Origin of the sequence: Tenacibaculum sp. TC6, from assembly GCF_050606265.1 — a bacterium.
Classification (GTDB): Bacteria; Bacteroidota; Bacteroidia; order Flavobacteriales; family Flavobacteriaceae; genus Polaribacter.
This window is the reverse complement of sequence record NZ_JBOCUK010000003.1, coordinates 139,176-163,253: the sequence shown is the minus strand read 5'-3', so window position 1 is coordinate 163,253 and position 24,078 is coordinate 139,176. Positions and strand designations below refer to the sequence as shown.

Sequence of the window (24,078 nt, the reverse complement as noted above, 5' to 3'; positions counted from 1 at the left end):
CTAGGCTTTAATTTTATCTATATAGGCAACAGCTGTTATATTTTTTTCAATGTGTTTTACAACTGCGTAATAATGTGTTTTAATGGTATTTTCACTCATATTTAATAACTCCCCTATTTCTCTGAATTTCAAATTATCATAATATTTCATATTGAATACTCTTTTTTGACTTTCAGATAATTGATTAAGAACTTCATGTAATTTTACCTGCGCTTCTTCACCATCAAAAAATGTGTCTTCTTTCAAATTATCTAAAAAATGACTATTCACATCTTGTAAAGAGGAAACGTTTTTTTTGTTCTCTTTTTCTAAAAATCGTAACGACTCATTATAGGCTATTCTATACATCCATGTATGCAATGAACTTTCTTGCTTAAAATTTGGCAAACTTTTATACACTCTTAAAAAAGTATTTTGAAGAACATCATCAGCATTTTCATGTGTTCCTACTATTTTTCTTATATGCCAATACAATCGTTCTTGGTATAGATTTAACAGCTTTATAAAAGCCTTTTCTCTATACTTTTTATTGGTTAATTGTTCTATAAAGTTTGCTTCCTCCATTATGATTTATTGGAACTTACTTTCTTTGACCCTAAAAAATAAGAAAAGTTTAGGCACTTTTCTTATCTATTTATTTTTAAATCAAAAAAACCAGCAAAATGCTGGTTTTTGAAGTTAACTATTACTACTTTAATCTTTTAAGGTAATTTCTTTTGTATTTCCGTCAGCATCAGTAATTGTAACCAAGTTATCACAAGAACCATCACCAAAATCAACAGTATATTCTCTTTCGCCTTTTGTAATTTCTACAACACCGCTTACTATATATTTGCAAGCATATTCTCTTCTTAAACTGGTTGTGATTGTTACTTTTATAGTTTTACCCGCTTTATTAACTGATTCCCAAAATCCTGAAATTAAAAATACGTCATCTCCTCTATCATCTGTATCTGCACCCTCAATCATTTCTTTAACTTTTTCTCCTTTCTTAATAATTACTTCTCCTGTTCTAAGAGTAATCGTAAGATTGATTGCATATGATCTTTCCGGATTTCCATTTATATTTTCTTTTACTTTTGAAACTGAAATAGTCCCTACAATAGAATTTCCGTTTATTGAAAAGTTTTCAAACGTAACTGTTTTAGAAAACTCTCCGTTTACTTTAACATACTCTATAATAATTTTCCCTTTGAAAACACGGCCTTTTTTTCCTGTGCAATCTGTTCCAAAATCTATAGTTACAATTTTACCATCAGCAGTTTCTTCAACTGTTCTTGTTACACACTCAGGATGTTTATTAGCTGATTCTGTTCCTTTACCTGCTACTTCTCCTAAAGCTGCATCATCTTCAATAACCTCTTCTACATCTGATGAGATATTATCTTCTAAAACAACATTTAAAACTTCTTCAGCAGTTAATTCTTCATTTAACAAACCATTAGTTTCATTTGATTCACATGAAGCTAAAGCTAAAAAACCTAAGAATGAAAGGAAGTACACATTTCTTTTTACAAATCTTAACGCCATAATTTCTAATTTTTTAAAAAGTTAATCAGTTATTTGACCTTAAGATTTGTAAAAAGTTTAAGAGTACTTTTTATTTTTTATAAAAATTCATTTCATCAATATAGTTCCATACGTTTGAAGAAAGTAATGGACGTACACCTTTTCCTGCTTTTATAGCATTTCTAATCATAGTAGATGAAATTTCTACAATAGGTGCATTTACTCTGTGAATTTTGGGGTGCTTATCAAATTCTGTTTCAATAGCTCCTTCAGATATTCTTGGATACACATATACTTGATAATCATCTAAAATTGCTTCATAGTTTTTCCACTTATGAAAACTTTTCAGATTATCTTCTCCCATAATAATACTAAAAGCATTATCCGGATATTTTTCAGCAATATGGGTTAGTGTATTAATTGTGTAATTAGGTTGCGGCAGTTTAAATTCAATATCAGACGGTTGAATTTTATCATACTCTTTTGTTGCCAGATATACCATTTCTAATCTATGATGATTATCTAACAACGAGCTTTTTTTCTTAAAAGGGTTATGGGGTGTTACAACCATCCATATTTCATCTAAATCAGAGTTTTCAACCATATGATTGGCAATGATTAAATGACCAATATGAATGGGATTAAATGTTCCGAAGTATAACCCTATTTTTTTATTCATTTGAATGGTAATACTAGGCTTTTTCCTGATTTTTTATTCCTAAAAAACTATCTACTAAAGCTTCTGCTTCTTTCAAAGCAACTTCTAAATCGTAGTTTTTTATAATTTTATCAAATTGAGGAGCTGTAGCTAATTCTACAGAAGCTTTAGCTACGCGCATGTTGATTTTATCTTCACTTTCTTCTCCTCTTTCTTTTAAGCGTCTTATTAATTCATTAATATCCGGCGGTTTTACAAATACAGCTAGTGTTTGTTCCGGAAATTTTTCTTTTATACGTAATCCTCCAACTACATCTATATCAAAAATCACGTGTTTTCCTTCAGCCCAAATACGTTCTACTTCTGTTTTTAAAGTTCCGTAAAAATTATCTCTATAAACTTCTTCCCATTCTAAAAACTCTCCATTTTTAATTTTTTGTTTGAAGTCTGATAAAGAAATAAAATAATAATCTACCCCATCTTTTTCATTACTTCTTGGACTACGAGAGGTAGCCGAGATAGAAAACTCTAGATTAAACCGTTCTTGAGCCAATAAATGGCGTACAATAGTTGTTTTACCCGAACCCGAAGGTGCAGAAAATACAAAAAGTTTACCTTGAAAATCTTTCGCCATTTTTATAATACGTTTAATATTTGTTCTTTAATTTTTTCTAATTCATCTTTCATTTGAATCACTAATTTTTGCATCGGCGCAAAATTAGCTTTTGATCCTGTAGTATTTATTTCTCTTCCTATTTCCTGCACTATGAATCCTAATTTTTTCCCATTAGAATCATCACTCCCTAATTCTTGTAAAAAATAATCTAGGTGATTAGCCAAACGAACTTTTTCTTCGTTAATATCTAATTTCTCTAAATAGTAGATTAACTCTTGTTCAAACCTATTTTCATCTACTTCAACTTTTAGTTCAGATAGCGCTTTTTGTAATCGTTCTTTTACATGCTCTATTCTTTCCCCATCAAGTTGCTCAATATCTTTAAGTCCGGTTTTTATATTTGCTATTCTTTCTTTAAAATCTTCTTCTAAAGATTTAGCTTCATCAACCCTGTAGTGAATAATTTCTTTTACGGCTTCATTTACTGCCACTTCAATTTGCTTCCATTCTTCTTCATCTAATTCTTCTCTTTCTGTTTTTAAAGCGTCTGGCATTTTAATAGCCATATGAAGCAACTCTATATCATTACTGGTTCCTGACTGAACAATATTTCTTAACTGATCCATATACTCTCTTACAACCCCTTTATTAACTGTTGTAGAAGTTTCATCAGCTGTCATTTCAACAAAAATTGAAAAATCTATTTTTCCTCTTACTAAACTACTCGCTAATTTTTTACGTACTTCCAATTCTTTTTCTTTGTAATAAGAAGGAATACGCGTGTTTAAGTCTAGTGTTTTACTATTTAACGACTTAATTTCAATGGTTATTTTTTTAGTTGGCAACTGTAAAACAGATTTACCATATCCGGTCATTGAATGTATCATAATTTCAATTTTATGAGGTGCAAAGATACACTTATTTATTAGTTGTGGCCGGAGTTTGCTTGGTTACTAGAAATACTCCTAAGAAAATTAAAAGTGTGGCTCCTATTTTTACAGCGTTTAAATTATCGCTTCCTACAATTAAGGCATAAATAGATGCTATTACCGGTTGTAAATATATAAACACACTAACCGTTGTTGGCTTTAACTTTGATAGTGCAAAAAGGTTAAACAAGTATGTTACACACGTAGCAAATAATACTACAAAACCCGCTTTTAAATATATACTCACAGGCATAACTTGCCATTTTACTTCTAATAATTCTGAAATTCCAAAAGGCAATACTAATAGAAAACCAAATAAATACAGCCATTTTACGAAGACTATCGGATTGTATTTTTGAATCACCTCTCTAACCAATACCAAATACATTGCATAAGAAGCTGCATTTATAAAAACAAGAAAGTTTCCTAACATCATATTTTCTGCATTGTCTTCTTGATTATTACCATACAGAATTAGCACAACTGCTCCTATTAACCCAATAACTACGCCAATTATTTTTCTTAAAAACAATCGTTCTTTTAATAAAATACTGGAAAAGATTAACACCATAATAGGAGTGGTTACCATCATTACAGCACCACTTATAGGGGTGGTATAACTTAACCCTTTAAAAAAAGTAAGCATGTTTAAGGCAATACCGAAAAAGGCAGCTATAAAAATTTTCTTATAATCAGATTTTTCTATTTGTTCCTTTTTCAAAAACAGTCCTAGTAACCAAAAAACGCTTGCAGCTCCTCCTACTCTTAATACAATAAAACCAAATGGTTTTATATAAAGTGGCATAACTTCTTTGGCTACTGTAAAAGTAATTCCATAAATAAGAGTGGCAATAGAAGTTGCGGTTAACGCTAATACTCTTGGATTCATTATCAGAATTCTATTTATTTCAAGTTGCAAAGATGCGTAATATTACTTCAAACTATACGTTATTTTTTATAAATAACATTTTTTCAATTCTTTGTTTAAATTATATCGTTTGTAACTAAAAAAGCACTACATATGTAGTGCTTTTTTCCTTTGGTTGATTAACTTTTGATTAGTCCACTAAAGGTGGAATTCTCAATACTTGTCCTGGGTAAATTTTATCAGGATGCGTTAACATTGGCTTATTTGCTTCAAAAATAACCGGGTATTTCATAGCATCACCATAAAACTTTTTAGCTATTTTACTTAAACTGTCTCCACTAGCAACCGTATGAAACTGTGCCATTTCTTCTTCTCTAATTTCTTCTACTTCAGCAACCGTCATATTATCTTCTACAGACGCAATACCTTCAGTATTACCAACAACTAATACTACTTTTTCTTTAGTTGCTAAATCTTCTGCTTCTCCGCTAATAGTAGCTTTATCATCATCAACTTCAATTGATAAACCATTTACTGATAACTCTAAAGCATTAACAGCGTTAACTAATTTAGCAGCTTTTTCAGCAGCTTCTTCTTCCGTTGTTTTTCCGATTCCAAAAACTTTTGCTCCGGCATTTTTAATAAATGAAAAAATTCCCATTCTTTTTTAATTTTTTGTTGATTAATAATTATTTTCTATCTGACCAATATACAATTTTTATACCAATTTTATTTACCTTTTTAATCGGTTTAACTATACAATGATTTATAAAAATTTATTTTTACTTCATAAAAAAAGCTGCATTATGCAGCTTTAAAAAGTTATTCTTGAAACGAATTCCATCCTTGTGCTTTTAAAGGGATTTCCTGATTAGCTCTGGTAACTAAGTTAATTCCTTGGCTTTTTTCAGTAATATGACCTATTACACTTAGGTGAGGGTTTCCTTTTATTTTATCAAAATCATCGATAGAAATTGTAAATAACAATTCATAATCTTCCCCTCCACTAAGAGCAACCATGGTTGAATCTATATCAAATTCTTCACAAGTAGATATTACTTGAGGATCTAGAGGTAATTTATCTTCATAAACCTTACACCCAACCTCACTTTGTGAACAAATATGCATTATTTCTGAAGAAAGTCCATCAGAGATATCAATCATAGAAGTTGGTTTTACTTCTAATTCCTTCAGCAATTTTGGTATGTCCTTTCTTGCCTCCGGTTTTAGCTGTCTTTCTATAATATAGGCGTATTTATCAAGATCCGGTTGATTCTGAGGATTCACTTGAAACACTTGTTTTTCTCTCTCTAATACTTGCAATCCTAAATAAGCTCCTCCTATATCTCCAGACACAACTACTAAATCTGTAGGTTTAGCACCATTTCTGTATACAATATCTTCTTTAACTGCTCTTCCTATAGCTGTTATTGAAATTAGCATTCCTTTTGTAGATGATGTTGTGTCTCCTCCTATCATATCTACTTTATACGTATCACATGCTAATTGAATTCCAGCATACAATTCTTCTAATGCCTCTAACGGAAACCTATTAGATACAGCAATGGACACCGTAACTTGCTCTGCTTCAGCATTCATTGCATAAACATCTGATAAATTTACCATTACAGCTTTATATCCAAGGTGTTTAAGAGGCATGTAACTTAAATCAAAATGTACTCCTTCAATTAACAAATCAGTAGTAATAACTGTTTGTTTATCTGAAGAATCAAGGATTGCCGCATCATCACCAACTCCTTTAATAGTTGATGAATGATAGGTATTAAAATGTTTTGTTAGGTGATTAATCAATCCAAATTCACCTAACTTTGCCAATGATGTTCTTTCGTTATTTTTATCTTCTAACATACTGCAAAGATAAACACATCAAATTATACTACAATATATATAAAGTAGGGTTTCTATTTTTTTCACTGTTATATTATTACTTTATTTTATAACTTAGCTAAAAACTATCATTATGAATCTCTTAAAAAACCTTTCTGTCCTTTTAGTGCTTCTTTTAGCTTTCTCTTGCTCATCTCCTGAAGGTGAAAGTGACGCTCCTAGCACAACTAACAAAGTTATTTGTGAAAACGGAAAAGCTGGAATTTATCCATGTAATAATTATGATTTATTATTAAATATAGATTTAAATGTTTTAGGAGCCTCTTTGGCAAATGATTCTTGGGGTTGGACAGACCCAACCACTAATAAAGAATATGCTATTATAGGATTAAATAATGGAACTGCTTTTGTTGACATAACAAATACCGAAGCTCCTATATACTTAGGGAAATTACCTACAGCTACAGTTGATAGCGACTGGAGAGATATTAAAGTATATAAAAATCATGCTTTCATTGTAAGTGAAGCTTCAAATCACGGGATGCAAGTTTTTGATTTAACTCGATTAAGAAATGTTCCAAAACCTCCTCAAAATTTTTCAGCGGATACTCATTTTACTGGTTTTGGAAAAGCTCATAATATTGTAATTAATGAAGAAAGTAGTTACGCTTACCCTGTTGGCGCAGATAAATCCGGAATATATAAAGGAGGGCCTCTTTTCATTAACATACAAAACCCTAAAAGCCCTGTAAGTGAAGGTGGATGGGGAGTAGACAACTATAGTCATGATGCACAGGTTGTAACTTATAAAGGCCCGGATGCTGACTACACCGGAAAAGAAATTTTAATAGGAAGTAATGAAAATGAAGTGGTAATTGTAGATATTTCTGACAAAGCAAATCCAAAAAATATTTCAAAAATTTCTTATTCAAATGTAGGTTATACTCATCAAGGTTGGTTTACTGAAAACCAACAATATTTTATTTTAGGAGATGAATTAGATGAGCAAAAATTTGGAAACAATACCAGATCTGTAATCTTCGACTTTACAGATTTAGACGCTCCAAAAGAACATTTTACATATTTTGGACCTACCGGAGCTATTGACCATAATGGTTACGTAAATGGTAATACTTTTTACTTAGCTAATTACACAGCCGGAGTACGTTTTATTGATATTACCAATATAGCTAGCTCAACCATTAATGAAACAGGATATTTTGATACGTATCCTTCAAACGATGGTGCTAACTTTAATGGAGTTTGGAATGTATATCCTTACTTTAAAAGCGGCAAAATTGTAGTAAGTGATATTAACAGAGGCTTGTTTATCCTAAAGAAACAGTAACGCTTCAATGATAAAAAACTTAGTAAAATATTTATCTATATCCTTACTATTTTTCTCTTGTAGTAAAGATGATACACCCGTAATTAAACCGGTTAAAAACTATACTGTTGATTACATTAAAACTTTTGGTGGAACCAGAAATGAAAGTGCTCAAAGTATTATTGCAACTGATGATGGTGGATATATTGTCTTAGGCTTTACCCAGAGTATTGATGGAGATGTTATTACTACACAGGCTTCAATTCAATATGATTATTGGTTATTAAAATTTGACAAAGACGATAAACTACAATGGAAAAAAGTTTTTGGAGGCTCAAAAGATGAAAAAGCTTATAAAATAATCAAAGCTAATGATAGTGGATTTGTAGTTGTTGGATTTAGTAAAAGTAATGATTTTGATGTGGCTACAAATGAAGGTTTTGAAGATGTTTGGATTATAAAAATAGATACAACAGGAAATATACTATGGAAAACTAATACCGGTTTCTCCGGCTCTGATCAAGGTTTTTCTATTGTCCAAACTAGTGATGGCGGTTATTTTGCAGGGGGCATTTTAGATGTAACCGCTTCCGGAGGTCAAGGAAACTCCCGTTCCTATGCAAGACATGCAGGAGGAGATTATTGGGGAATTAAACTCAATGCTAGCGGTGTAATTCAATGGCGCAACTATTTTGGAGGCACTAATACCGATACTTGTTACGACGTTATTGAAACTTCAGACGGTTACATGTTAGCCGGTTCTTCTGATAGTAATGATGTAGATAGCAAAGGAAACAAAGGAAGTTATGATTTTTGGATTGTAAAAACTGATAAAGCAGGAAAATTACTGTGGGAAAAATCATTCGGAGGTTCTGAAATTGATGAAGCAAAAGCCATTATAAAAACGGATGATAATAACTTTTTGATTGTTGGAAATACCCGTAGCTCTGATAAAGACGTAAGTAAAAATAACGGAAATGCTGATCTTTGGGTTATAAAAATTTCTAACAATGGTACCCTATTATGGGAAAAAGTATACGGAGGAAGTAATTTTGATGCCGGTAACTCTATAAGCAAATCATTTGACGGAGGCTACTTAATATCAGGAAGCTCTAGAAGTTCAGATAATAATATTGCCAATAAAGGTCAAAATGATGCCTGGGTACTTCAAATAAGTAATGAAGGTAATTTAAAATGGCAAAAAACTTTCGGAGGTAGTAACATAGATCTTTTTAATGATGCTATTCAACTAGCCAATGGACATATTATTGCTGTAGGAGAAAGTAGTAGTAATGACAATGATATTGCTACTAATAAAGGTTTCTCCGATTTATTAATTATAAAATTAAACTAATGAAAAAATATATTGCACTACTCTTATCAATCTTTATACTATCATGTAGTTCAGATAATGATGAACCTATAAAAAAAGTGTCAGTTACCTTAAACTTTACCCACAACTGGAATGGCACTTCTGTTACCAAAGACGAATTCAACAAGATACAATTTATCAACCAAAAAGACAATAACTTAAGCATTGAAAGACTTCGTTACTTAATTTCCAGAATTACCCTTGTTAATAGTGCTAATGAAGCTATTGAATTTGATGGCTATAAGTTAGTAGATTTAAATTCCCCGGAATCACTATCACATGAGCTTCCAAAGACTATTTCAGAAGGTATCTATAAAATATCATTTACTTTTGGTTTTAATAAAGAAGACAATATTGATGGAAAATATCAGGATTTAAATTCTGTTTCTTGGGGAGTACCGGCTATGCTGGGCGGCGGTTACCACTTTATGCAAATGGACGGAAAATATAAAGATAAGGATAATGCTGAACAACCTTACAATTTCCATGCTATACAAGCTTATGATACAACTACCAAAGAAACTAAAGACACCTTTTTTACAGTGAATTTAGGAACTATATCTTTAAAAAATAATGCCACGATAGACATTAAAATGAATATTGCTCAATGGTTTAAAGACCCTAACATTTGGGACTTAAAAGAACTAAATGTAAAATTAATGATGAACTTTGAAGCTCAGAAAAAAATAGCTGATAATGGAAAGAATGTTTTCACACTAGGCACCATTAATCAATAAATAAGATGAAAAAAATAAGTATATTGTTCTTACTGATATTTTTAAGCTGTTCTTCTAAAGATGAAGTAGAGCAATATACTCCTAAACCTATAGCTTTAGAAATTCCGGAAATTCTAAAGCAAAAGCTTATAGCTCCGGTTGTACCTTCTACAAATCCGTTAACAGAAGAAGGAATCGCCTTAGGTAAAAAACTCTTTTTTGACCCCATTTTATCTAAAGATAACACCCAGTCATGTTCCAGTTGTCACAATCCTAAAAACTCTTTTACAGATGACACTCGATTTAGTGAAGGTGTTGACGGTATTTTTGGTAATAGAAACTCAATGCCTTTATTCAATTTAGCATGGAACTTTGATGAGCGTTTTATGTGGGACGGAAAAGAATTAAGCATCGAAAGACAAGCATTAGCCCCCGTTAGAAATCCTATAGAAATGCATAGTAAATGGACTGAGGTTGCTAATAAACTACAAAATAATTCCGAATATCCGACTCTTTTCAAACAAGCTTTTGGCACTTCAAAAATTGACTCAACATTGATTACAAAAGCCATTGCTCAGTTTGAAAGAACCTTAATTTCTGCCGATTCAAAATTTGATTATTACTTACTAGGCAAAGTACAATTAACTCCTGAAGAACTAAACGGATTTAACGTTTTTATGGATGAAAACAGAGGCGATTGTTTTCATTGCCACGGAAGTAATAATAATCCTTTATGGACTGATAATAAATTCCATAATAACGGACTGGATACTAATTTTGCCGACTTAGGATTGGGCAAAGTTACCGGTGATCCAAATGACAATGGAAAATTTAGAACTCCCTCATTAAGAAACTTAGCCTTTACAGCTCCTTACATGCACGACGGAAGGTTTGCTACTTTAGAAGAAGTGATTAATCATTACTCTGAAGGTCTTAAACCATCCTCTACTATTGATCCTTTAATGAAAAAATTAAATAACGGAGGCGTTCAACTAACAGATAAAGATAAAGCAGATTTAAAAGCTTTTCTACTTTCACTATCCGATAATAATTTTGTGAACAATCCTGCTTTTCAAAAGTAGTCACTTGCTATCAGCAATTCTTATGGTATCATAAACGATATTCATCCTAAAAAATGATATAAGTCATATTTTGTCACTATCTTTGCAATTGATTTAGATTTAATCTATTTAAGATATGATAAAAGTTTCAGATACAGCAAAAAAGAAAGTTATTGAATTAATGACTGAAGATGGATTTGATGCCATTAACGATTATGTAAGAGTTGGTGTTAAAAGCGGAGGTTGTTCAGGCTTGTCATACGATTTGAAATTTGATAAAAACCAAGAAGAAACAGATAAAATGTTTGAAGACAATGGTGTAAAAATTATTGTTGACAAAAAAAGTTTCTTATACCTTGTTGGCACCACACTAGAATACTCCGGAGGTTTAAACGGAAAAGGATTTGTTTTTAACAACCCGAATGCCAATAGAACTTGTGGTTGTGGAGAAAGCTTTTCATTATAAATAGTTGTAGAAAACAGAAGATATAGAACTGATGAGTAAATATACTGAAGACGATTTACGAGAAGAACTGAAAAATAAAGAATACGAATACGGTTTTTATACTGAAATTGAAAGTGAAAAGTTTCCGAAAGGGTTAAATGAAGAAATCGTTCGTGCCATTTCTAAAAAGAAAAATGAGCCGGAATGGATGACTGAATGGCGTTTAGAGGCTTTTAAGATTTGGCAACAAATGGAAGAATCTGAATGGGCAAACGTAACCTACGAAAAACCAAATTTTCAGGATATATCTTATTACTCTGCACCCAAAAAAAAACCAACATTAGATAGTTTAGATGAAGTTGACCCGGAGTTATTAGCAACTTTTGAAAAACTGGGAATTTCTATAGATGAGCAAAAACGTTTGTCTAATGTTGCTGTTGACGTAGTTATGGACTCTGTTTCTGTAGCAACTACCTTTAAAAAGACTTTAGCTGAAAAAGGAATTATTTTTATGCCTATTTCTGAAGCTATACAGGAGCATCCTGAATTAGTAAAAAAATATATAGGTTCCGTAGTTCCTCCTACAGATAATTTTTATGCAGCCTTAAACTCTGCTGTATTTTCTGACGGATCTTTTTGTTATATTCCTAAAGGAGTACGTTGTCCTATGGAATTATCTACTTATTTCCGTATTAATGAAGGCGGAACCGGTCAATTTGAGCGTACCTTAGTTATTGCTGATGAAAGCAGTTACGTATCTTACTTAGAAGGCTGTACAGCGCCTCAAAGAGATGAGAACCAATTACACGCTGCTGTTGTTGAATTAATTGCATTAGATGATGCAGAAATTAAATATTCAACAGTACAAAACTGGTTTCCGGGTGATGCTTCCGGTAAAGGAGGTGTTTTTAATTTTGTTACGAAAAGAGGTCTATGTGAAACCAATGCTAAAATTTCTTGGACACAAGTAGAAACAGGATCTGCCGTTACATGGAAATACCCTAGCTGTATATTAAAAGGAAATAACTCAGTAGGTGAATTTTATTCTATTGCCGTAACCAATAACTATCAACAAGCTGATACCGGAACTAAAATGATTCATCTTGGTAAAAACACCAGATCTACCATTATTTCAAAAGGTATTTCAGCAGGTAAATCTCAAAACAGTTATAGAGGCCTTGTACAAATAAACTCAAGAGCAGAAAATGCCAGAAACTTTTCACAATGTGATAGTTTATTAATGGGTAATGAATGTGGTGCTCATACGTTTCCATATATAGAAGCTAAAAATAAAACTGCTCAAATAGAACATGAAGCTACTACCAGTAAAATTGGAGAAGATCAATTATTTTATTGTAACCAAAGAGGAATTGATACTGAAAAAGCTATTGCCTTAATTGTAAACGGTTTTAGTAAAGAGGTATTAAATAAACTTCCTATGGAGTTTGCAGTAGAAGCTCAGAAATTATTAGAAATCTCGTTAGAAGGAAGTGTTGGGTAAATTTATCTTTCAATAACTATTATTAATTATAAAAATCATACTTAAGCAAATAGCTTAAAGCAAATAGCATAAATTAAGATGTTAAAAATAGAAAACTTACACGCAAAGGTAGAAGATAAGGCAATTTTAAAAGGAATTAACCTTGAAGTTAAAGCAGGTGAAGTACACGCTATTATGGGGCCTAACGGTGCAGGAAAGAGTACATTATCTTCTATTATAGCCGGTAAAGAAGATTATGAAGTTACAGCAGGTTCTATTGAATTAGAGGGGGAAGATATTAGCGAATTGGCACCGGAAGAAAGAGCACATGCAGGTGTATTTTTATCTTTTCAATATCCGGTTGAAATACCAGGTGTTACAGTAACTAACTTTATAAAAACAGCTATAAACGAATCTCGTAAAGCTAAAGGATTAGAGGAAATGCCTGCTAAAGATATGCTTAAAAAGATTCGTGAAAAATCTGAATTATTAGAAATTGACCGTAAGTTTTTATCTCGTTCTTTAAACGAAGGTTTTTCAGGAGGAGAGAAAAAGCGTAATGAAATTTTCCAAATGGCTATGTTAGAGCCTAAATTAGCCATCTTAGATGAAACAGATTCTGGTTTAGATATTGATGCTTTACGTATTGTAGCTAATGGTGTTAACAAATTAAAATCTGATGACAATGCTGTAATTGTAATTACACACTACCAACGTTTATTAGATTATATCGTACCTGATTATGTTCACGTTTTATATAACGGAAAAATTGTTAAAACCGGTGATGCTTCATTGGCTTTAGAACTAGAAGAAAAAGGTTACGATTGGATTAAAGAAGAAGTTAATAGTTAAAAGTTATAAGACGTAAGTCTAAAGAAAGGTAACTATATCCTTTAGGCTTTTAAACTAAAGACAATGGAGTTAAAAGAAAAATTATTATCATCATACGTAGCTTTTGAAAACGGAGTAAATATTAATTCCGATATTCACGATATTCGAACAAAAGCTTTACAAAATTTTGAGGAGTTAGGATTTCCTTCTAAAAAATTAGAAGCATGGAAATACACCTCATTAAACTCAGTTTTAAATCAAGATTATAGCCTTTTTCATAATCATGATATAGCTATTGATTTAGCTGATGTAAAAAAATACTTTATCCACGATATAGACAGTTATAAAATTGTGTTTATCAATGGAAAGTATAGTTCATTTTTATCTGAAACAACTCATGACGGAATGGACGTTTGTTTATTATCTGCAGCGCTTTCAAAACCAAAATACAAACCTATTGTTGAAAATTATTTCAACAAAATAGCAAAGCCGGATAATATGACTTCTCTGAATACGGCTTATGCCAGTGAAGGAGCCTTTATTCATATTCCTAGAGGAGTTGAAGTTGAAAAACCGATACAAATTATTAACTTTTCTACAGGTAAAGAAAATGCGATAATGCTTCAACCTAGAAATTTAATAGTGGTAGGTAATAACTCTCATGTACAAATTATTGAACGTCATCAAAGTGTAACAGAAAATCCTATTTTAACCAATTCTGTTACTGAAATTTTCACAGATGTTCATGCTACTGTAGATTATTATAAAATTCAGAATGATCACAACAATGCTTCTTTAATTGACAACACGTATATTGAGCAACAAAAAGAAAGTACTTGTTCAATTCATACTTTTTCATTCGGTGGAAATATTACCAGAAACAATCTTAATTTCTTTCAAAAAGGAGAACGTGTTAATTCAATTTTAAAAGGAGTTACTATTATTGAAGAAAAACAACATGTAGATCATCATACATTAGTACACCACATTGAACCTAACTGTGAAAGTCATCAAGATTATAAAGGTATTTATAACGATCGTTCTACCGGAGTTTTTAACGGTAAGGTGATTGTTGAAAAAGAAGCTCAAAAAACAAATGCCTATCAGCAAAACAACAATATTTTAATTAGTGATAAAGCAACCATGAATGCTAAACCTCAATTAGAAATTTTTGCTGATAATGTAAAATGTTCTCATGGATGTACTATTGGACAATTAGATGAGCAGGCTTTATTTTACATGCAACAAAGAGGAATTCCAAAAAAAGAAGGAAAAGCTTTACTAATGTATGCGTTTGCTAATACGGTACTGGAAAGTGTAAAAATACCTGAAGTAAAAAAGAGAATTACCAAGTTAATTGCCGATAAATTAGGTGTTAATATAGGCTTTGATTTATAATGTGATTTTTTATATATTTATAAAAAACACTTCATATTATGAATAAATCAATAAAATTAGTTTTACTAATCGCAGGAATCATCATTTTAGCGTACGGAGTTTACACACTTATTCAACCTGAAACGCAAGTATCAATTGGCGATGTAGACTTAGTAAAAGCTCAGGATAATACAAATTCATACATTACCATAGCTATAGGTATTATAGCAATTGCTGTAAGTTCTTTTGTGGGTAAAAAGTAAAAAACAATATAACTTTAATATAAAACAAAAAATCGAAAGAATACTCTTTCGATTTTTTTTATATGCTATACTAAAAAAGGCTACTAAAAATTTCTAGCAGCCTTAAAACTCTACAAGAGTTTATCACTCTATTTTCTATTTCCCTTTTATTTTTATAAAAGTTTTTGAATAGGTAGCTTTTTCGGTTTTAATATCTAAAACGTAAAAGCCTTCTTTCATCTCACTTACAGAAATTAATTTAGCCAATTCACCTTGCTTAATAACTGCTCCTGAAATATTTACTATTTTATAAGTTCCTTTATACTCTCTTTCAGGTATTCTTACACTTAACATGCTTTGTACCGGGTTAGGGTAAATCATTAAGTCGGTAATTACTTCAGTCGTTGGCACAAACGCTTCTACGCTACTTTCAACAGTATTTGTCCCTACACAGAAATTCTTAGTATCCGTACTTCCAAACTCTCCTCCTGAGGCTAATATTGTTCCGCTATTATTCAATAGTTTATACGATCCGTTACCATAACTACAACAAATACCATCACCATAAGTATCTTTAAAAACTAAATCATAACATCCATCTGATAACGTTGCTGTTTCAGTAACTTTTGAGCCGCTAGCCTGCCCATTATAATTACCTCCAGATGCCACAATAGTTCCTGAACTATTTTTAATTTCCCAGCTTGTTTCAGAAGCATAATTATCAAATACAATCTCTAACATTACTACTGAAGTTCCTCCGCCTCCGGAAGTTCCGGTAGTTAAAGCAAGAGCATCAATAGCCATATCTCCTTGCCATGTAGTTCCTGTAGTTCCGTTAAATCGAAGTTGAACATCATTTCCAACATAACTACTTAAATCTACCGAAGCTACTAACCATGAATTTCCTTGATTTCCTGATTTTTGCCACACATTCGCCCAGCTTACACCTTTATCTGTACTTACTTCTAACTTTAAATTCCCCATACTAGTGCTTCCGTACATATGATATTTAAAAGTAAAAGTAGCATTATTAGCCTGTTTTAAATCAAAGCAAGGAGAAGAAATAATCGCATTTTTATTAGAATAATTAGGCGAAGATGATTCCATATACAAATAATAAGATCCGTCATCAGCCGCTGTTGGCCCTGTATTACTTGATGGTGTTGTTCCTGTACGTAATGACCAATTAAAATCATCTTGAGTGCTTTGCGACCATAACCCTATTGTATTTTCAAAACTTTGACTATACGGAAATGTGGTTACTGTATTTTCACAACTTCCGCCACCCGGTGGATTTCCTCCGCCATCATCAACTCCGTTCGTTGGCATATCTGTTCCTATTGCACTAATTAAATTATCACATCTACCATACGATCCGTTAGGACACCCCCCTGTGTTATGAATAGCTATTACTAAGTTTGAATTGTAATCTAACACCGGTGATCCTGAGCTTCCTCCTTCTGTATCTGCATAATACCTAACTTGCTGACCAGATTCTGAAGAACTTTCATATACTCTAGAAAAACCTCCTGCAGTTCCATCGGTATCTGTGTTAACAGAAATTTCTTTTCTTCTTCCTCCCGGATGTTGCGGAATGTAAATTCTATCTCCTTTAACTGGTGCTACAGAACTTAAACTCAAATATCCATAAGTTGTTGTTGGGTTTACCGGTAATTTTACCAGCGTATAATCTAAACTGGAATTTGTTTTTATAAAAGTTGATGAAGATGCTACTACATCTGATTGCGCACTTGTAGTACCCGTACAACTTTGATATTGATAATTAAACATAAAATCAGTATTCTGTGCATCAGATACAGATCCTATACAGTGGTTATTAGTCATTAAATGTCCTTCGCTTCCCAATAACCATCCGGTACATAAAGAACTTCCTCCAATTAACAATCTACAAACTGCCTTTGCTTTTTCATACATTTCCGTTCCTTGATAACAAGCTATTCTTTCTTTATTATCTGAAGAACAAATTGACCTTTCCTGACTAGCTATTTTTTCAATGATTTTCTTTTCACTATAACCATAAGCAACTTTAGTAATTTCAAACCCTTTATGTTTACTTGCTTTACCAGAAGAATACAGTTTTACTTCAATTTTGTCATCAAACAAAACCTTAGACCAGAAATCACTTATCATTGTCATATTAGTATCAACTATTTTTCCTTGGCCTCCATAAATAATTGATTCTTTATTATTACTTCCTTTAATTTCAAGATAATCACCGGGGGCAAGATCAAAATTTTTAAAATACAATTTGATATAAGCAGAATTTTTAGAAAAAAATTCTTTTTTGTAAACTAACTCCAGTCCGTTTTCTCCCGGGTTCACTTTTTTAAACCTTTGATACGTTTTGGTTACTTTAATGTCAGAGTCAAACTCATCACCAATTTTAAAAACTTTTTGGGCATTTAAATTTTTTGTACAGAGAAGTACCACGGTTATTATAACCGCTTTAAAAAAATAATTTTTCATTTTAGAAGGGTATTTTGGTTAATTAATTATAGCTAATATATTAATAATCAATATAAAAGGCAAAATATATTTTTAATTTTCAATTATAATTTTGATAAATTTCATTTAAAAAATATTTTCTAGATACGCTGCATATAGTAAACAAATTGATCGTACTAAGCATTTAAAAACATCTAACTTTTTTATAAATTTCTTTTTCTTCTGTAATGTCATAAGCTTTCGTACGTCCAAAAAACTATGTAAAGATTATTAAACTGAAAAATTATGCGAAAAATTATTACTATTTACTTTATACTTTTCATAGGCTTACAAACACAAGCTCAAACAGATGTTTTTGATGCTCTTTTAAAAACATATGTAGATAAAGACGGAAATATGGATTATGTTGGCTTACGAAAGAACAGAGCTCTTTTAGATATTTATCTTAAACATTTAGAAAAAACTATACCAGGAAAGAAATGGTCTCCGAATAAATCAAAAGCTTTTTGGATTAACGCTTATAATGCCTACACTATAAAATTAATTCTGGACAGTTATCCTCTTAAACAAATAACAGACATTAAACGTAAAGGTAGAAATGCTTGGAAAATTCCGTTTGCAACCATTGGTAAAGAAATTTATTCATTAGATTATATTGAACACCAAATTTTACGTAGATGGCACAATGATCCTAGAATTCATGTTGGCATTAACGCTGCTTCAAAGTCTGGGCCTAAACCTGTGAATTTCGCTTTTACAGAGAAAAATGTGGATTCAAAATTAGAAGAATTAATGAAAGATTTTATTAACGATCCTAGCAAGAATAAAGTTTCATTAGATAAAATTGAAATCTCAATGATTTTTGAGTGGTATCAGGAAGATTTCACTATTAAAAACACGTTGATTGATTATATTAATAGATATTCTACTATCAAGGCTAATGACAATGCTGAGATAGTGTATTTAGATTATGATTGGTCTTTAAATGAGAAATAACCCCAGCTTATTTAGGTTAGTATTTAAGCGATAAAGGAATTAACTAATTAGTTAATTCCTTTTTTGTTTTTTATTCTATTTATTGAGCGTGAATAACATTAACTCTTCATCATCATTGGGTATTTTAGTTAATCTTTCAAATTCTAATCCTAATTTTTTTAATAAATTTTGAGAGTTAAAATTATCTTTTACTGTTATTGCTGAAATTTTACGTATACTAAATTCATTAAAAGCTGCATCAAGTATTCTTTTTGACGCTTCATAAGCATATCCTTTTTTTTCAAAATCCGGTAAAAAAGCAAAACCTATATCTAAACCATCAACGCCGTCTCTATCATACAATCCGCAACTTCCCATTTTTACATTGTCTTCTTTTCGGACGACTATATAATTCCCATATCCTAACCTATCATGTTGAGGCAACATTCGTTGTTTAATATAATCAGTTGCTTCATCTAATGTATTTACATTTCTATCACCTATAAATTGCTTCCATTTAGGCGTATTTAATAGCTCTAAAACAAACGGTGCATCTTCAACAGTTGCCAGTTTTAAAACCAATCTTTCTGTTTCTAATAGTTCATATTTCTTCATACTTATTTTTCTCTGATATCTTGGTCTATAAATGTAAAAAATCCTGTACAAAAACTGTACAGGATTTAATAATCAAATATTTTAAAAGAATTAATATTCTTTAATCTATTATAATTCTAATGCTTTCTTAGGATTATTATCCATTAATAATTCTGTTGGGTTTTCTAAAGCTTCTTTAACAGCTACTAAGAAACCTACAGATTCACGTCCATCAATAATTCTATGATCATATGATAATGCTACGTACATAATAGGACGAATAACTACCTGACCGTTTTCAGCAACCGGACGGTTTACAATATTATGCATTCCTAAAATCCCACTTTGTGGAGGATTAATAATTGGTGTAGATAACATAGAACCAAAAACTCCACCATTTGTAATGGTAAACGTTCCTCCAGTCATTTCATCTACTGTAATTTGCCCATCTCTGGCACGTAACGCTAAACGTTTAACTTCGCTTTCAACTCCTCTAAATGTTAAATTTTCAGCATTTCTAATTACCGGTACCATTAATCCTTTAGGCCCTGATACAGCTATTGAGATATCTTGAAAATCATTAACTATTTTATAGTCTCCATCAATCATAGAATTAACATCCGGATACATTTTCAATGCTCTTACCACTGCTAATGTAAAGAAAGACATAAACCCTAAACCAACTCCATACTTATCTTTAAAAGTATCTTTATATTCATTACGTAAGTCAAAAATTGGTTGCATATTAACTTCATTGAATGTAGTTAACATAGCTGTTTCATTTTTAACAGATACTAAACGTTGAGCAACTTTTCTACGTAACATAGAAAGTTTTGTACGTTCAGTACTACGTGAACCGTTTCCTGGTGTTCCCATAGAAGGTACTGCATTAATCGCATCATCTTTAGTAACCCTACCATCTTTTCCGGTTCCTTTAACTTCAGAAGCACTAATTCCTTTTTCAGCTAATACTTTTTTAGCTGCCGGAGAAGCTGTGCCTGTAGCATAGGTTTCTTTAGCAGGCTCAGCCTTAGGTGCTTCTTTCTTTTCTTCTTTAGCAGGTGTTTCTTTTGCTGATGCCGCTCCTTCAGGTTTTGCTGCATCCATATCAATTAAACACACAACAGCTCCTACAGCTACTGTATCACCTTCTTCAGCTTTTAAGGTGATTATTCCGCTTTCCTCCGCAGGCAATTCTAATGTTGCTTTATCAGAATCTACTTCGGCAATTGGTTGATCTTTTTCAACATAATCACCATCTTCAACTAACCATGTTGCTATTTCTACTTCGGTAATTGATTCCCCCGGAGAAGGAACTTTCATTTCTAAAACCATCAGTTCAAAATTTTATATATCTGAATTTATTTTATTTCTGTTTTTTCTTGACTAAAAATATACAAAGGTAACTATTAATCAAATACTTTGTCTATTACTGCTCTATGACGGCGTTTGAAACGTGCACTAGAACCTGCAGCAGGTGCCGAATGGTAATCACGTGATGCACATTCTAGTCTAGCCAATTCAAATCGCTCTAACATGTACCCCCAAGCTCCCATGTTTTTAGGTTCTTCTTGTGCCCAAACATAACGCTCTACATTCGGGTACTTATTCATCACTTCTTTTATTCTATCATTATGAAGCGGGAATAACTGTTCTATTCTGATTAATGCAACATCTTCTCTACCTTGTAGCTCACGTTCTTCCAATAAATCATAATAAAACTTACCGGTACAGAACACCATTTTCTTAACTTTAGTTGCATCTATAGTATCATCTATCACTTCCTGAAACCCTCCATTAGCTAACTCTTCCATAGAGCTTACTGCTTTTGGTAAACGCAATAAACTTTTTGGTGTAAATACAATTAAAGGTTTTCTAAAATCGCGTTTCATTTGGCGACGTAAGATATGATACATATTAGCCGGCGTGGTACAATTTGCAATTGTCCAGTTATCGATAGCTGATGATTGTAAGAAACGTTCAACTCTAGCAGAAGAATGTTCAGGTCCTTGTCCTTCATAACCATGAGGAAGTAACATTACCAGTCCATTCTGCAATTTCCATTTATCTTCTGCAGAAGAAATATACTGGTCGAACATAATTTGAGCTCCGTTAGCAAAATCACCAAACTGTGCTTCCCATATAGTTAATGTATCCGGAGCAGCCATAGCATATCCGTAATCAAAACCTAAAACGCCATATTCTGAAAGGTGCGAGTTATAAATTGTCATAGCACCTTTATTATTTTTATTGGTATTTAGCAGATTGATTCTTTCTTCTGAAACCTCATCACGTAAAATTGCATGACGGTGAGAGAACGTTCCTCTTTCTACATCTTCTCCAGAAATACGTACGTTATAACCTTCTTCTAAAAGAGTTCCGTATGCTAAATTTTCTGCCGTTCCCCAATCTAATTCATTTGTTTCAAAAGCTCTTTTAGCTCTATCTTTTAAGATTCTTTCTGCTTTTCTTACAAACTTAACACCATCAGGAGTTGTAGATATTACCTTAGCAATTTCTTTTAATTTATCTAAATTATAGGTAGTATCAACAGGTTGTAACATAGCTTCTAACTGCTTACGTACAAAACCTTCCCATACTTCCGGCATAAATTCATTTAATCGAGATGATTCTTGTTTTTTAGACTCTAGAAACTCTGCTTCAAGCATATCTTTGAAATCACCTGTTATTTGATCTACATATGCATTATCAACAGTTCCGTTATTGATTAGCTTTTCAGCATAAATAGTCTTAGGGTTTTCATGTTTAGCAATCGCTTTATACAAATTAGGCTGTGTAAATGTTGGCTCATCTCCTTCGTTATGCCCATATTTTCTATACCCTAATAAGTCAATAAAGATATCTCGTTTAAATTTCATTCTAAACTCAATAGCTAACTGCATAGCATGACAAACTGCTTCAGCATCGTCAGCATTAACATGTAAAACCGGAGATAATGTTACTTTTGCTATATCTGTACAATAAGTACTTGAACGCGCATCTAAATAGTTGGTAGTAAACCCTACTTGGTTATTAACAACAACATGGATAGTTCCTCCTGTTTTATAACCGTTTAACTGTGCCATTTGTACTACTTCATATACAATTCCTTGCCCAGCTATTGCCGCATCACCGTGTACTAAAATCGGTAAAATCTTACCATTGTCTCCACCATAGTTATTATCAACTTTAGCACGAACAATTCCTTCCACAACAGCATCAACAGTTTCTAAGTGTGAAGGGTTAGGAACTAAATTCATTTTAATTTCCTGTCCTTCCTTATATGTTTTACTTAATGTTAGTCCTAAATGGTATTTAACATCTCCATCTATATCTTGGTCTTCAAAATCTTTCCCTTCAAACTCGCTAAATAAATCTCTAACCGGTTTTCTGAAAATATTAACCAACGTATTTAAACGTCCACGGTGTGCCATTCCTAACACACATTCTTGTACTCCGTATTTTTCAGCAGCATCACGAAGTGCTATACTTATTCCCGGAATTAATGTTTCTCCTCCTTCAAGTGAGAAACGTTTTTGTCCTACATATTTTGTTTGTAAGAAATTTTCAAAACCAACAGCTTGGTTTAGTTTTGACAGAATGTATTTTTTGGTATCCGTTGAATAATTAGGGTGGTTATCGTTTTGATTTAAACGATTTTGCCACCATTTTAATTCCTCAGGATTTCTTAAGTACATATATTCTACCCCAATACTATCACAATAGATTGTTTTAAGGTGTTCTATAATTTCTGATAAGGTTTTTGGGCCTATCCCTAAAATTTCACCGGCACTAAAAACTGTAGACAAATCATTATTAGTAAGCCCAAAATTTTCGATATCTAAGGTTGGTGAGTATTTTCTCCTTTCTCTTACCGGGTTTGTTTTGGTAAATAAATGCCCACGTGTACGGTATCCATTTATTAAATCGATTACTAAAAACTCCTTACGTACTTCTTCAGGAACCTCAATTGAATTTTCTTCTGTTAGCAAATAGTCTTCATTTGCTAAATCATATCCTTGGAAAAAACTTCTCCAACTTGGTTCTACCGCATCAGGATTTCTCTGATATTGTTCATACAAATCACCTATAAAACCTGCGTGTACTGCGTTTAAGAACGAAAACTTGTCCATATTTTTTGCTATACTTTTCTTTATATAAGAATAATGGGTACAAAAGTACAACTTTTAGTAAAAACAAAGTTTTTTTTTGGCCTTAATTTAACAACTCTCATTGAAGTGTTTTTTTTCTTTACAAAAGAAGATTCGCTTATTTTATAAACCAACAAATCACTGATTTTCAATCTCAAAAAAAAGCATGTGTTTTTTTTATTGTTTTTTATTTGCAGATATTAAAAAAACACTTAAATTTGCACTCGCATTTGAAAACAAATATGTTTTTAAATTCCTCCTTAGCTCAGTTGGTTAGAGCATCTGACTGTTAATCAGAGGGTCGCTGGTTCGAGCCCAGCAGGAGGAGCAAAGGCAACTTGGGAGCCGATAATTCCCAAATTTTACATATATTAGTTCTTTTAGAACATTCCTCCTTAGCTCAGTTGGTTAGAGCATCTGACTGTTAATCAGAGGGTCGCTGGTTCGAGCCCAGCAGGAGGAGCAAAAAGCATCACTAAAAGTGATGCTTTTTTATTTTTAACACTATTTATTTAAAAATCCCAAAGTTTTCTTAAAAAGGTATATATCACTGATCGGTGGTGTAACACTCTTATGCTTATATGAACTAATCAACTATACACTTAAGGTACAA

The 24,078-nt window shown here is 32.0% G+C and carries 22 protein-coding genes and 2 tRNA genes; 12 read left to right on the top strand and 12 right to left on the bottom strand.

Going from position 1 to position 24,078, the window contains the following annotated elements:
* The 8 genes from ACQY1Q_RS03050 to thiL all read right to left on the bottom strand — a co-directional run bounded on the left by ACQY1Q_RS03050 (position 1) and on the right by thiL (position 6,449).
* Complete coding sequence (locus tag ACQY1Q_RS03050; protein WP_431003813.1) at positions 1-564, bottom strand: RNA polymerase sigma factor; 564 nt, start codon at positions 562-564, stop codon at positions 1-3.
* A 129-nt stretch (positions 565-693) separates the two neighbouring features.
* Complete coding sequence (locus ACQY1Q_RS03045; protein ID WP_431003812.1) at positions 694-1,530, bottom strand: hypothetical protein; 837 nt, start codon at positions 1,528-1,530, stop codon at positions 694-696.
* 70 nt (positions 1,531-1,600) lie between these two features.
* Entirely contained in the window at positions 1,601-2,188 is a 588-nt protein-coding gene (gene nadD / locus ACQY1Q_RS03040) for a nicotinate (nicotinamide) nucleotide adenylyltransferase (RefSeq protein ID WP_431003811.1), read from the bottom strand.
* 13 nt (positions 2,189-2,201) lie between these two features.
* On the bottom strand, positions 2,202-2,801 hold the full coding sequence (gmk, locus tag ACQY1Q_RS03035; RefSeq protein WP_431003810.1) for a guanylate kinase: 600 nt from the start codon (positions 2,799-2,801) through the stop codon (positions 2,202-2,204).
* 2 nt (positions 2,802-2,803) lie between these two features.
* Positions 2,804-3,670, bottom strand: a complete 867-nt coding sequence (locus ACQY1Q_RS03030) for a YicC/YloC family endoribonuclease (RefSeq protein ID WP_431003809.1) — start codon at positions 3,668-3,670, stop codon at positions 2,804-2,806.
* A gap of 31 nt (positions 3,671-3,701) precedes the next feature.
* Positions 3,702-4,601 (bottom strand): DMT family transporter, encoded by a 900-nt coding sequence (locus ACQY1Q_RS03025; protein ID WP_431003808.1) that lies wholly within the window; start codon positions 4,599-4,601, stop codon positions 3,702-3,704.
* 169 nt (positions 4,602-4,770) lie between these two features.
* Complete coding sequence (gene lysM / locus ACQY1Q_RS03020) at positions 4,771-5,241, bottom strand: peptidoglycan-binding protein LysM (RefSeq protein WP_431003807.1); 471 nt, start codon at positions 5,239-5,241, stop codon at positions 4,771-4,773.
* Between the two features lie 161 nt (positions 5,242-5,402).
* Complete coding sequence (gene thiL / locus ACQY1Q_RS03015) at positions 5,403-6,449, bottom strand: thiamine-phosphate kinase (RefSeq protein ID WP_431003806.1); 1,047 nt, start codon at positions 6,447-6,449, stop codon at positions 5,403-5,405.
* A gap of 112 nt (positions 6,450-6,561) precedes the next feature.
* On the opposite strand from thiL, the gene ACQY1Q_RS03010 reads away from it, so the two are divergent.
* The 9 genes from ACQY1Q_RS03010 to ACQY1Q_RS02970 all read left to right on the top strand — a co-directional run bounded on the left by ACQY1Q_RS03010 (position 6,562) and on the right by ACQY1Q_RS02970 (position 15,300).
* Positions 6,562-7,776 (top strand): choice-of-anchor B family protein, encoded by a 1,215-nt coding sequence (locus tag ACQY1Q_RS03010; RefSeq protein ID WP_431003805.1) that lies wholly within the window; start codon positions 6,562-6,564, stop codon positions 7,774-7,776.
* 7 nt (positions 7,777-7,783) lie between these two features.
* Positions 7,784-9,109 (top strand): hypothetical protein, encoded by a 1,326-nt coding sequence (locus tag ACQY1Q_RS03005; protein ID WP_431003804.1) that lies wholly within the window; start codon positions 7,784-7,786, stop codon positions 9,107-9,109.
* Entirely contained in the window at positions 9,109-9,864 is a 756-nt protein-coding gene (locus ACQY1Q_RS03000; RefSeq protein ID WP_431003803.1) for an MbnP family protein, read from the top strand. Before ACQY1Q_RS03005 ends, ACQY1Q_RS03000 begins: the two co-directional genes overlap by 1 nt.
* A gap of 5 nt (positions 9,865-9,869) precedes the next feature.
* A complete protein-coding gene (locus ACQY1Q_RS02995) occupies positions 9,870-10,925 on the top strand; it encodes a cytochrome-c peroxidase (RefSeq protein ID WP_431003802.1) in 1,056 nt (351 codons plus the stop codon).
* Between the two features lie 115 nt (positions 10,926-11,040).
* Entirely contained in the window at positions 11,041-11,370 is a 330-nt protein-coding gene (locus ACQY1Q_RS02990) for a HesB/IscA family protein (RefSeq protein ID WP_431003801.1), read from the top strand.
* Between the two features lie 31 nt (positions 11,371-11,401).
* Positions 11,402-12,850, top strand: coding sequence for a Fe-S cluster assembly protein SufB (gene sufB / locus ACQY1Q_RS02985; protein WP_431003800.1), 1,449 nt, complete (start codon positions 11,402-11,404; stop codon positions 12,848-12,850).
* Positions 12,851-12,928: 78 nt separating this feature from the next.
* Positions 12,929-13,681: a Fe-S cluster assembly ATPase SufC gene (gene sufC, locus ACQY1Q_RS02980; protein ID WP_431003799.1), complete on the top strand. Its 753-nt coding sequence runs from the start codon at positions 12,929-12,931 to the stop codon at positions 13,679-13,681.
* Positions 13,682-13,744: 63 nt separating this feature from the next.
* Entirely contained in the window at positions 13,745-15,058 is a 1,314-nt protein-coding gene (gene sufD / locus ACQY1Q_RS02975) for a Fe-S cluster assembly protein SufD (RefSeq protein WP_431003798.1), read from the top strand.
* Between the two features lie 38 nt (positions 15,059-15,096).
* On the top strand, positions 15,097-15,300 hold the full coding sequence (locus ACQY1Q_RS02970) for a hypothetical protein (protein WP_431003797.1): 204 nt from the start codon (positions 15,097-15,099) through the stop codon (positions 15,298-15,300).
* Positions 15,301-15,435: 135 nt separating this feature from the next.
* Here the strand turns inward: ACQY1Q_RS02970 and ACQY1Q_RS02965 are convergent, their stop codons facing one another.
* The gene (locus ACQY1Q_RS02965; RefSeq protein WP_431003796.1) at positions 15,436-17,766 is read right to left on the bottom strand and encodes a trypsin-like peptidase domain-containing protein; all 2,331 of its coding nucleotides are present in this window, start codon (positions 17,764-17,766) and stop codon (positions 15,436-15,438) included.
* Between the two features lie 264 nt (positions 17,767-18,030).
* Here ACQY1Q_RS02965 and ACQY1Q_RS02960 point away from each other — a divergent pair, with 264 nt between their 5' ends.
* Positions 18,031-18,741 (top strand): DUF547 domain-containing protein, encoded by a 711-nt coding sequence (locus tag ACQY1Q_RS02960; RefSeq protein ID WP_431003795.1) that lies wholly within the window; start codon positions 18,031-18,033, stop codon positions 18,739-18,741.
* Positions 18,742-18,816: 75 nt separating this feature from the next.
* Here the strand turns inward: ACQY1Q_RS02960 and ACQY1Q_RS02955 are convergent, their stop codons facing one another.
* From ACQY1Q_RS02955 to ACQY1Q_RS02945, 3 genes are all read right to left on the bottom strand, one after another.
* The gene (locus ACQY1Q_RS02955; protein ID WP_431003794.1) at positions 18,817-19,335 is read right to left on the bottom strand and encodes a GNAT family N-acetyltransferase; all 519 of its coding nucleotides are present in this window, start codon (positions 19,333-19,335) and stop codon (positions 18,817-18,819) included.
* 108 nt (positions 19,336-19,443) lie between these two features.
* Entirely contained in the window at positions 19,444-20,649 is a 1,206-nt protein-coding gene (gene odhB, locus ACQY1Q_RS02950) for a 2-oxoglutarate dehydrogenase complex dihydrolipoyllysine-residue succinyltransferase (protein WP_431003793.1), read from the bottom strand.
* Positions 20,650-20,723: 74 nt separating this feature from the next.
* A complete protein-coding gene (locus tag ACQY1Q_RS02945; protein WP_431003792.1) occupies positions 20,724-23,447 on the bottom strand; it encodes a 2-oxoglutarate dehydrogenase E1 component in 2,724 nt (907 codons plus the stop codon).
* Between the two features lie 272 nt (positions 23,448-23,719).
* On the opposite strand from ACQY1Q_RS02945, the gene ACQY1Q_RS02940 reads away from it, so the two are divergent.
* Both ACQY1Q_RS02940 and ACQY1Q_RS02935 read left to right on the top strand, forming a co-directional pair.
* Positions 23,720-23,793: transfer RNA gene (locus tag ACQY1Q_RS02940), tRNA-Asn, on the top strand.
* A gap of 61 nt (positions 23,794-23,854) precedes the next feature.
* Positions 23,855-23,928: transfer RNA gene (locus ACQY1Q_RS02935), tRNA-Asn, on the top strand.
* The last annotated feature ends 150 nt before the right edge of the window (positions 23,929-24,078 follow it).

Bases quoted from the DNA above. Each gene is read 5' to 3' on its own strand.
- ACQY1Q_RS03050 (WP_431003813.1), bottom strand. From the start codon at position 564: ATGGAGGAAGCAAACTTTATAGAACAATTAACCAATAAAAAGTATAGA.
- ACQY1Q_RS03045 (WP_431003812.1), bottom strand. From the start codon at position 1,530: ATGGCGTTAAGATTTGTAAAAAGAAATGTGTACTTCCTTTCATTCTTA.
- nadD (WP_431003811.1), bottom strand. From the start codon at position 2,188: ATGAATAAAAAAATAGGGTTATACTTCGGAACATTTAATCCCATTCAT.
- gmk (WP_431003810.1), bottom strand. From the start codon at position 2,801: ATGGCGAAAGATTTTCAAGGTAAACTTTTTGTATTTTCTGCACCTTCG.
- ACQY1Q_RS03030 (WP_431003809.1), bottom strand. From the start codon at position 3,670: ATGATACATTCAATGACCGGATATGGTAAATCTGTTTTACAGTTGCCA.
- ACQY1Q_RS03025 (WP_431003808.1), bottom strand. From the start codon at position 4,601: ATGAATCCAAGAGTATTAGCGTTAACCGCAACTTCTATTGCCACTCTT.
- lysM (WP_431003807.1), bottom strand. From the start codon at position 5,241: ATGGGAATTTTTTCATTTATTAAAAATGCCGGAGCAAAAGTTTTTGGA.
- thiL (WP_431003806.1), bottom strand. From the start codon at position 6,449: ATGTTAGAAGATAAAAATAACGAAAGAACATCATTGGCAAAGTTAGGT.
- ACQY1Q_RS03010 (WP_431003805.1), top strand. From the start codon at position 6,562: ATGAATCTCTTAAAAAACCTTTCTGTCCTTTTAGTGCTTCTTTTAGCT.
- ACQY1Q_RS03005 (WP_431003804.1), top strand. From the start codon at position 7,784: ATGATAAAAAACTTAGTAAAATATTTATCTATATCCTTACTATTTTTC.
- ACQY1Q_RS03000 (WP_431003803.1), top strand. From the start codon at position 9,109: ATGAAAAAATATATTGCACTACTCTTATCAATCTTTATACTATCATGT.
- ACQY1Q_RS02995 (WP_431003802.1), top strand. From the start codon at position 9,870: ATGAAAAAAATAAGTATATTGTTCTTACTGATATTTTTAAGCTGTTCT.
- ACQY1Q_RS02990 (WP_431003801.1), top strand. From the start codon at position 11,041: ATGATAAAAGTTTCAGATACAGCAAAAAAGAAAGTTATTGAATTAATG.
- sufB (WP_431003800.1), top strand. From the start codon at position 11,402: ATGAGTAAATATACTGAAGACGATTTACGAGAAGAACTGAAAAATAAA.
- sufC (WP_431003799.1), top strand. From the start codon at position 12,929: ATGTTAAAAATAGAAAACTTACACGCAAAGGTAGAAGATAAGGCAATT.
- sufD (WP_431003798.1), top strand. From the start codon at position 13,745: ATGGAGTTAAAAGAAAAATTATTATCATCATACGTAGCTTTTGAAAAC.
- ACQY1Q_RS02970 (WP_431003797.1), top strand. From the start codon at position 15,097: ATGAATAAATCAATAAAATTAGTTTTACTAATCGCAGGAATCATCATT.
- ACQY1Q_RS02965 (WP_431003796.1), bottom strand. From the start codon at position 17,766: ATGAAAAATTATTTTTTTAAAGCGGTTATAATAACCGTGGTACTTCTC.
- ACQY1Q_RS02960 (WP_431003795.1), top strand. From the start codon at position 18,031: ATGCGAAAAATTATTACTATTTACTTTATACTTTTCATAGGCTTACAA.
- ACQY1Q_RS02955 (WP_431003794.1), bottom strand. From the start codon at position 19,335: ATGAAGAAATATGAACTATTAGAAACAGAAAGATTGGTTTTAAAACTG.
- odhB (WP_431003793.1), bottom strand. From the start codon at position 20,649: ATGGTTTTAGAAATGAAAGTTCCTTCTCCGGGGGAATCAATTACCGAA.
- ACQY1Q_RS02945 (WP_431003792.1), bottom strand. From the start codon at position 23,447: ATGGACAAGTTTTCGTTCTTAAACGCAGTACACGCAGGTTTTATAGGT.